Source organism: Eudoraea sp., assembly GCF_049669105.1.
Lineage (GTDB): Bacteria > Bacteroidota > Bacteroidia > Flavobacteriales > Flavobacteriaceae > Eudoraea.
Genome location: NZ_JBATKE010000034.1, coordinates 24,729 through 33,717 on the forward strand (window position 1 = coordinate 24,729; position 8,989 = coordinate 33,717).

The 8,989-nt window shown below is 36.3% G+C and carries 6 protein-coding genes; 4 read left to right on the top strand and 2 right to left on the bottom strand.

Features of this window, described 5'->3' with window-relative positions:
• Window positions 1–150 precede the first annotated feature (150 nt).
• From WBM60_RS02355 to WBM60_RS02365, 3 genes are read left to right on the top strand one after another with little or no spacing between them, the layout of a single operon-like run.
• Window positions 151–1,053 (top strand): helix-turn-helix transcriptional regulator, encoded by a 903-nt coding sequence (locus WBM60_RS02355; protein WP_424259663.1) that lies wholly within the window; start codon window positions 151–153, stop codon window positions 1,051–1,053.
• 51 nt (window positions 1,054–1,104) lie between these two features.
• A complete protein-coding gene (locus WBM60_RS02360; RefSeq protein WP_424259662.1) occupies window positions 1,105–1,872 on the top strand; it encodes a ThuA domain-containing protein in 768 nt (255 codons plus the stop codon).
• Window positions 1,873–1,917: 45 nt separating this feature from the next.
• Window positions 1,918–3,309: an MGH1-like glycoside hydrolase domain-containing protein gene (locus WBM60_RS02365; protein WP_424282726.1), complete on the top strand. Its 1,392-nt coding sequence runs from the start codon at window positions 1,918–1,920 to the stop codon at window positions 3,307–3,309.
• Between the two features lie 44 nt (window positions 3,310–3,353).
• Here WBM60_RS02365 and WBM60_RS02370 read toward each other — a convergent pair whose 3' ends face one another.
• Both WBM60_RS02370 and WBM60_RS02375 read right to left on the bottom strand, forming a co-directional pair.
• Entirely contained in the window at window positions 3,354–4,190 is an 837-nt protein-coding gene (locus WBM60_RS02370) for an N-acetylmuramoyl-L-alanine amidase-like domain-containing protein (RefSeq protein WP_424277564.1), read from the bottom strand.
• A gap of 30 nt (window positions 4,191–4,220) precedes the next feature.
• Complete coding sequence (locus tag WBM60_RS02375) at window positions 4,221–7,745, bottom strand: TraB/GumN family protein (RefSeq protein ID WP_424278030.1); 3,525 nt, start codon at window positions 7,743–7,745, stop codon at window positions 4,221–4,223.
• A gap of 210 nt (window positions 7,746–7,955) precedes the next feature.
• Here WBM60_RS02375 and hemH point away from each other — a divergent pair, with 210 nt between their 5' ends.
• Window positions 7,956–8,987, top strand: coding sequence for a ferrochelatase (gene hemH / locus WBM60_RS02380; RefSeq protein ID WP_424262141.1), 1,032 nt, complete (start codon window positions 7,956–7,958; stop codon window positions 8,985–8,987).
• Window positions 8,988–8,989: the final 2 nt, after the last annotated feature.

Here is an 8,989-nt window from a genome sequence, read left to right on the forward strand (position 1 = left end):
CTTAATAAAAATAACGCTGGAGGTACAATATATATCGCTTTAAGTTTTTTTATTGGAATTTCATCGAAAATATCGCAAAAACCATTAAATTTATAGCTTTAACAGCTACTGGCAAACATTCTATTTAGAATGTTTCTAAATAGAATGTTTATGAATTCACCTAAAACGGAATACAAAAATATCGCTCAAGGTTCATTTACCGAAGTCTTGATTGATGATGATTTTTATGTGTTAAAAATTCAAAATGAGGGCCCTGAGGTTCAAAAAGTTACCCGGGATATTGATAGCAGCTTCATTCAATTCCACTTTTGTTTAAAGGGGAATGCAAAATTTATTTTTAATGAGGGTCATTATGCTCTGGAAGTATCTGAGGAGAATTCTTTATTGTTATATAATACGCAATTAGACCTCCCATTAAATTTAGAACTTAATCCCAAGTCATGGATGGTATCTGTTATAATGACCATAAGAAGGTTTCATTCTCTATTTTCAAAAGAAGCAGACTATATTCCTTTTTTGAGCAATGATAATAAGGAAAAAAAATACTATTCCCAGGAAGGTGTAACTCCGGCAATTGCCGTTATACTTAGCCAAATAATTAATTATAATCTCCATCCTTCCATTAAGGCACTTTATGTTAAAGCCAAAGTTTATGAATTAATCTCATTATATTTCAACAAAAGTGAAGATGCAGATTTAGAACAATGTCCCTTTTTGGTGGATGAAGAGAATATAAAGCGAATAAAGCAAGCTAAAGAAATCATGATAAGCCGCATGGCAGAACCGCCTACCCTGACACAGTTATCCGAAGAGATTGGCCTTTCACTTAAAAAACTAAAGGAGGGTTTCAAACAAGTGTATGGAGAACCGGTATTTAGTTTTTTGTTTGACTATAAAATGGATTTTGCACGTAAAATGCTCGAATCCGGGGAGTATAATGTAAACGAAGTAGGGCATAGGATAGGATATAGTACATCGAGTCATTTTATTGCATCTTTTAAAAAGAAATTTGGGACTACTCCAAAAAAATATTTAATGTCATTGAGTAATTAGTAGTATCATTAAGAAGATTTCTCGATATTTAATCAATTATAATATATACTTATGAAAACACTCGGAAAATTTATTACCTCTTTGCTTTTTTGCATCTCGCTAACAGCATCTTCTCAACCACAGCTGCAAGAAGAAAATATTGCTTCCATAAAAGAAGAAATGGCTCAAATCCTGGTTTTTACAAAAACTATGGGTTATAGGCACAAGTCTATTGAAAAAGGCGTGGAGACCCTGAAAAATTTAGGAAAAGAAAACAATTTTTCAGTTACGCAAACAGAAGATTCATTACAATTTAATGATACCAACTTAAAAAAATATGATTTGGTACTTTTCTTAAGCACAACCTTGGATGTCTTAGGCCCTGATCAGGAGCAGGCTTTTAAAAATTATATTAATAAGGGTGGTAATTACATGGGAATTCACGCCGCCAGCGACACTGAATATGACTGGCCATGGTATGGTAAATTGGTTGGCGCATATTTTACTAGCCATCCGAATGACCCCAATGTCAGAGAGGCCAAAATGAACGTCGTTAACAAACAACATTTATCTACCAGCCATTTAAAAGACACCTGGGTGCGTAATGATGAATGGTATAATTATAAAAATATAAATCCGGATATGAATGTGCTTATATACCTGGATGAAACTTCATATGAAGGTGGCACAAACGGAGATAACCATCCCATTGCATGGTATTATGAATTTGATGGTGGCCGGGTTTTTTACACTGGCGGAGGCCATACGGCAGAATCTTTTGATGAACCCGATTTTCAAAAACACTTGGTAGGGGGAATAAATTATTGCCTGGGGAGATAAACAACATTCTTTTGAAGAACCCATTTATCAGATAATCGAATAGTTATGGATCGAAGAAAGTTTAATAATACCTTGGGATTTGCAGCGATAGCTGCTGCAGTACCCACGGCTTGTACTGATAATAAAGTGGGTCATACGGAAACAACAAAACTGGCTACATTGGACTGTTGTTTTGAAGTGACTCAAGAATTATCTAAACGCATGTACGACAAGGCTTTGGAAATAACTAAATCTAAAGTTCGTGGAGGAGAATCTGAACCTTTCTTTAAAAAACCCTTTGTAGATGCGGCTTTCTCTGATAATATTTTTCTCTGGGATACCTGTTTTATTGTAGCTTTCGCAAAATACCACCTTGATGAGTTACCGGTATATCAGGCCCTTGATAATTTTTATGGGCGTATTGAAGAAGATGGGTTTATCTGCAGGGAGTATCGAAAGGATGGGCGCCCCCTTTGGTCAAAGAGCCACCCTGTTTCAATCAATCCTCCTTTATTGGCTTTTGCAGAAACTGAAATTTACACGCTGAAGAAGGATGTCGACCGATTAAAAAAAGCCTATCCAATATTAAAAAAGAACTTTGAATTTCACGTGAATACCTATCAGGGTGAGGACAAACTATTTTGGGGAGATACTTTAGGTATGGGGATGGATAACATCCCAAGATCTCCCCGAGGTTGGACCACTGATGAAGGAAATGGTCTGACACATCACGAGCTCGGGGAAAAGTTAGGAAAGATGAGCGGTTCGACAGGTGAGGAACGCCTAAATTCATTTATCAAGGACTATGTAAACACTCTGCAAGGCGTTTGGAATGATGAAGGCAGATTGGTAGACTTTACTGCACAGATGGCTATGTATGCCCTGCAACTCAAATATTTTGCAAATGAGATTGGGGTAACAGATGACATTCAATTCTACGAAGATTTTCATGCTGAGGTTAAAGATGCTTTAAATTCTTTATGCTGGAATGATGAAGATGCTTTTTATTATGACCTGGGATTTGAAAAACAAATAAAAAGAAAGCATATTGGGATGTATTGGGCGTTGTTAGGTGAACTGGTGCCCGAAAAACATATGGATCGTTTTCTCGCTCACTTAACAAATCCAGACGAATTTTACAGAAGAACACCATTGCCGGCTCTTTCTGCGGATGACCCGGATTATAAAGGTTGGGGCGATTATTGGCTTGGAGGCGTTTGGGCTCCTACTTCCTATATGGTATTAAAGGGATTATCTGCTAATGGGAAACACGAATTGGCCCAAATTCTGGCGAAGAAAACATATGCTGCTGTTGCTGAAGTTTTTGAAGCTACCCATACTTTTTGGGAGAATTATGCTCCGGATCTAATTTCTTATGGAATGCCTGCTAAAAAAGATTTTTGTGGATGGACGGGTTTAGTACCCATAGCAATCTACAAAGAATACATTAATACATAGGCTCAATTAAAGAGCTGCGCTTCAAGACTTCAGAACAACATTTTTTATAATGGCCTGGCCACCATTATCCCTGTATTCTTTTTAATCTTTTTCAAATATTCTACTAAGGGCAATTCAGAAACTTCCACCTTTCCTGAAGAAGAAGCATGCAGTAAATGAATACGCCCATCTTTTTCTCTAACGGCAATGCCTGTATGTGTGATATCCAGCCCGTTGATAGAGGTGGTTAGCGCAATAATATCGCCATTCTTTATTTGATTCTCATTGGCTTCAATCTGGTCCTGGGGTAAAATGCAAATAGATTTATGGTTAAGGTAATTTTCTGAAGCTTTAATTTTTTTGAAATTTTCTTCGTCCTGCAAAAAGGGATACAAATCCCTATGAGTACTCATGAAATTAATATCTTTCTTAATTTCAATACCCCCTATTTCTGCAGTTACATCTTCTAAAAGTTCTTTCTTTTCGTTATTTGCTATCCATTCGGAAAAATAATGTAATCGGGATGCATAACCATTTAATTCACCATCCTTATATCGGATATTTTCAAGAGTACTCACGAAGGAATCAAAATTCATTTTATCCTCCACCAACAAAGTACTAAAGGCCAAAACGTTCTCAACGTAGGTAGTACAGTCCATCCCATGCAAATTAATAACCAAAGATTCAGATTTTCCTATTTCAAGTGTTTTTGCTACATATGGGATCCCAAGAAATGTTTGACCAACGGAGATCATGGTATCGCCAAAATCTGATTGTTTTAAATTTTGAATTTCTTTAATCTTAACATCAAATGCCGTTTTGTCCTGATCTGAACAAATTAGCGGTTGCGCACAAATAGTAAGAGATAGTAAAAAGAAAAAAAATGAAGAGATTAATTTCATATTTATTTGCATATAGAGCAAAAATACAATTTAGAAGCCAAAACTTCCATAACCACGGTACTGGTTTGGCTTGTAGGCAATAGCTCTTTTACGGTCTTTTAATAAAAAGGTTTCAGTGACAAAGTCGATTGCCTCCTCCTCAGTATCCGTATCTGCCATCCGCAATCCGTCATTAATATAATAAGGAACTGAATTGAAAGGGATATCATCTGCAAATACTACAATATGGATTTTAAAGTTCTTATGATAATCCTGGCTATTTTGTGTCTTAAAATAATATGCAGTATAAGGGTTGCTCTTATATGTCATAGACCTGTCGCCGAGGTATATAATCTTATCTTTATTACTGTCAAATTTTCTGTCCTTATAAATGAGAGCTTCCGCCAGGTACTGTTCAGAGCTGTATTGATGCGGAAAAATATCAGATTTACCATGATGCATTAACTTAGTATACAACAAAAGCCTGCCATTAATATCATAAGCCATAGAATTGATCACTGCCGTTGGGATGCTTTTTTCATCTGAAGCAAGTTGTGTAACGTAGGTGCTGCGAATTTTTGGATCTTTTACTAAAAGAAGTCGGTTAAAAAATTGACCCATTTCTCTTTCACCGGCAAAAGGATAAAGCAAAACAACATAATCTTCTAAAATATCATTATTTCTGAGCCTTATATAATTTGCCTGTCTTGTTTTTAATTCACTGTTGTTTTGTTCCCCCAGGTGCCTTTTCAATAGAATTTTAGCATCATTTAATAGTTGGCCCTTGTATTTTTTATAATGTATGGGCTTTACCAAATCTTCCTTTTTTAGCTGTGCCAGAAGGGAAAAAATCGGAGCTTTGTATTCAGTAATCGAACTGTATTTCAGCAATTCAGGATATAATCTCTTTGCCAATACCAAACTGTCTTCATATGGTTTAAAAATACTTCTTATCTCCGCCGTATTAGATACCAGAGGCAAATCTTGCGACATAAGATCAAGCAATAGATGCACGGAGGCTTCAGTTTTTTTTCTTGCAATGGCCTGAAGAATTTTAATTTGCGCACTAGAATTATTATATGATTTGGCATATAAATCTATCAGGAACGGAATAACCTTATTATGCTGCAATTCTCCTAATGTCTTAATGAGGTAAGATTGTATATGCTTTTTATCCTCATCAAAGGAGTATTGTGAAATGTAGTAGGTTAAGGAATCTATATGGCGTTCATCAAATAAAAGGTATCTATAGCCTTTTAGAACTATACTGTCATTTTCCCTGAGTGCGGCAAAGAAATCTGCTGTTTTATCTTCAAGAAGATCTCGTCCTATAGGCTCACCTTCCGGTTTAAAATTGTCAAAAAAGGCACTTACAAACGGACTGGGTTCTGAAATGGTATCGACCACTGCTTTCAACTGGTAAAATAATCCACCCCTAATGATATTCTTAATTAGTATACCCCTTGTGCTTGCAGTATCGGTGATTACGAATTGCAATTCGTGGTAACCATCTCCTGATGTTTTAGTTTTTTCATTTTGGATTTTAAACTGTTTATCGGAGTATTGTTTTTTCCTTAATACCCAAATAGAATCGATATTGGAAAAGGTAAGATAGTCATGTGATTTTGTTATCTCTACCTCAATGGCCTCATTATTTTTGTTCTGATAAATTGTTTTTTTGGAATAGGGATTATAGGCTTTTGCTTTTTGCTTATTACCAAACTTGTAATTGCTGTGCTCAACAAATTTGGGTGGATTCACAGATGTAACAGTACTGAAATGCATCGCAGTATCTACTACCTTTTTGAATACTTCAGGATAAGAAACTTCTCTTATTTTAAAAGAATTGAAGAATTCTTCAGCATTAATTTCACTTTTGGTACGAGTGCCCAGCAAATAATAATCACCCCGTTTGATTACGGTTTTCAGATATAAATCCTGACCGCTTACTGAATCCCAAACCGCTTTGGAAGTAAGAGATTTATTTTCAAAAGAATTGTATTTCGGCTTAAGCTGAAGGTCTTGGTATATTCGTTTTTGAATTTGTTTAAGTTCAAATGTATCTTCCTCAATAAAATTTAGATCATTAAGGGTGGTCTTTTTAAGGAAATAATAAGAATTAGTTGCTGAGTCATATCCTTCAATGCTGCGACTGCCGCCTCTTGATGCATTTGTAAATTTATGAAGCCCCGGCATTGATATTTCAAAGTCCTTGAAAGTTGAAGTGATTAACCTACTTCTGTCATCAGGAGCTTTAAACTTTAGGCTATTAAATATTATATCAGAATAATTTATGACGTAATCACCTTCTCCTCCCATTTTAAAAATAAGTATCTCCAAGGGGGTTACGTAAATTTGGTATCGCTGATGATCACCATTCTTTAGTTTGTTTCGAATATCCAGGCCTTTATACCTCTTGTTAATAATAGGGGTTTTACTCAATATAGTTCCTGGTATATTTTCAAATAATAATTGCTCAATATCCGCTATGGTGTAGTCTCCTCCGGCTTTTAAACTGGAATAGGTGGGTATCCTGTTAACCATAAAGTAACTTCCATTTGCTAAATCTGGTGAAACATAAACTGTAGTAATTCTTTCGGATATTGGATATAATTTATTGGGGAGTGAAATGGTAAAGAAATTATCATCTGGCCCAAAAGTTTTATAAGAATGTTCCCTTATTTTTTTTACGAATTTATCCTTAAGTTTTTGACCTTTTTCGGTAGCTTCCGAAACAAGGGGTTCTACAACATATCCTTTTTCTTGCAATAATGCAATTACACCGTGCGTACCTGGCAAATGCGCTGCCCCAATTCCTGCAAAAACTTTAGCTTTTTGCATAGCAGAATCTAAACTTCTCGCCATGTTCTCATTACGGATATAGAGCATATTCTTTAGATAATGATCGGTATACATCGCTTTATCAATAGAATCTAATAAGCTTAAATTGCGCTCCCGATAAGCATCCTGCATTAAGAACATCAGGTCTTGTTGTTGCATCCGTTTTTGAAGCCATTCATCCGGTTTCATTTTCATAGAATTCAGGCTAGCTCTTCCTACCAGTGCCGCTGATTCCTCAAGTTTCTCCAGTGCAAGGATAGGTTTGTTAAACCGACTTCCTGCCTGATAAATAAACATGTCTAAATAGGTGTCCTCCTCAAAATTTTGTGAATACTCATTAGTTCTGTATAGGATACTATTCACCAATTTTTCTTCAAATGCCAGGTACGATGCCAGGTCTTTCTTTCTCGGATGTTGCAAAGCAAACGAATGTGTATAAAACCCTTTGGTAGTGAAGCCATATCCTTCTTTCTGGGCACCTGAACCAAAACGCTCTTCGCTTTCCAGCCAGGTATCAGGATCAGATTCTAGAGCCACTATTTCACTTTTATCCAGGGCTTCATAAAAAACATCATCCAATCGGAAAGCAATTTTTTTACTAACGTGCATGGTCCCGTATAAATAGGAAGATGTTTCTAAGCCGTTTCCAGATATTTCCCAGAGTAAACTTTTTTCCGATTGGGAATAGCCCATCAGTGATAGAACAAAGCAAATGATTACATTAGTTAAGCGCATTATTTTTGGTTTGTTTGGGGCCTCAGGTAATTTTACGAGGCAGGAATATTTTCTAATCTCCAGGTAATTTTCAATAAATTCCCACTTAGAGTGGTTAGGTCAATAGGGATTACTTATAAGGGCATCAGAAAAGTATTCACCATATTTTAACGGAGTTTCATTCCAAGTAGTATTTTTGTATTGTTAAAAAAAATTGCTTAAAAAAGAATTATGAAGGGTGTATTATTAGTGAATTTAGGATCTCCTGATGGTCCCACAGCTAAAGAAGTAAAACCATATCTGGACGAATTTTTAATGGATGAGCGTGTAATTGATGTGCCAAATTGGTTGCGTAATCTGCTTGTTCGTGGAATTATTCTTCAAACCCGTCCAAAGAAATCGGCAAAGGCATATGCTAAGATATGGTGGGAAGAAGGATCTCCTTTAGTAGTAATTTCAGAACGCTTTGCATCTAAGGTCCGGCAGCAAACAGCCATTCCTGTTGCCCTGGGGATGCGCTATGGTTCAATGAGCATTAAGAACGCCTTAAAGGAATTAAAAGACAAAGGAGTAAGTGAAATACTACTGGTGCCGCTTTACCCCCACTATGCCATGTCTTCCTATGAGACTGTTGTAGTTAAAACTATGCAGGAGCAACAAGCGAATTATCCGGAAATGAGAATTACTACCTTACCGGCGTTTTATAAAAATCCGGATTACATAAAAGTACTTTCGGAACTAATTTTAAAAGGTCTAAAGAACTTTGATTATGATCATATATTATTTTCTTATCACGGTATTCCGGAACGACATATCAGAAAGTCAGATCCAACCAAATTCCATTGCAAAATAGATGGAAGTTGTTGCCAAATAAACTCGGTAGCACATAATACATGTTATAGACATCAGTGTTATGATACTACAGAATTGGTAAAAGCGGAGTTAAATCTGGACGAAGAAAAAGTGAGCACTTCTTTCCAATCGCGTCTTGCCGGTGATCCATGGTTAAAACCTTATACAGATTTTGAGTTTGAGCGTTTGGCGAAAGCCGGGATTAAGAAGCTTGCTGTGATTACACCTGCTTTTGTAAGCGATTGCCTTGAGACTCTTGAGGAAATTGCTATGGAGGGCAAAGAACAATTCATGGAAGCAGGCGGTGAGGGTTATATACATATTCCTTGCTTAAATGAGAGTGATTCCTGGGTAGCTTTAATGGCGGAGTGGATAAACCATTGGCATAGCAATGAAACTCTGCCGGTTTAATG

Excerpts from the sequence above, each read along its gene's own strand:
- hemH (WP_424262141.1), top strand. The coding sequence starts at position 7,956 with ATGAAGGGTGTATTATTAGTGAATTTAGGATCTCCTGATGGTCCCACA.
- WBM60_RS02360 (WP_424259662.1), top strand. The coding sequence starts at position 1,105 with ATGAAAACACTCGGAAAATTTATTACCTCTTTGCTTTTTTGCATCTCG.
- WBM60_RS02365 (WP_424282726.1), top strand. The coding sequence starts at position 1,918 with ATGGATCGAAGAAAGTTTAATAATACCTTGGGATTTGCAGCGATAGCT.
- WBM60_RS02375 (WP_424278030.1), bottom strand. The coding sequence starts at position 7,745 with ATGCGCTTAACTAATGTAATCATTTGCTTTGTTCTATCACTGATGGGC.
- WBM60_RS02355 (WP_424259663.1), top strand. The coding sequence starts at position 151 with ATGAATTCACCTAAAACGGAATACAAAAATATCGCTCAAGGTTCATTT.
- WBM60_RS02370 (WP_424277564.1), bottom strand. The coding sequence starts at position 4,190 with ATGAAATTAATCTCTTCATTTTTTTTCTTTTTACTATCTCTTACTATT.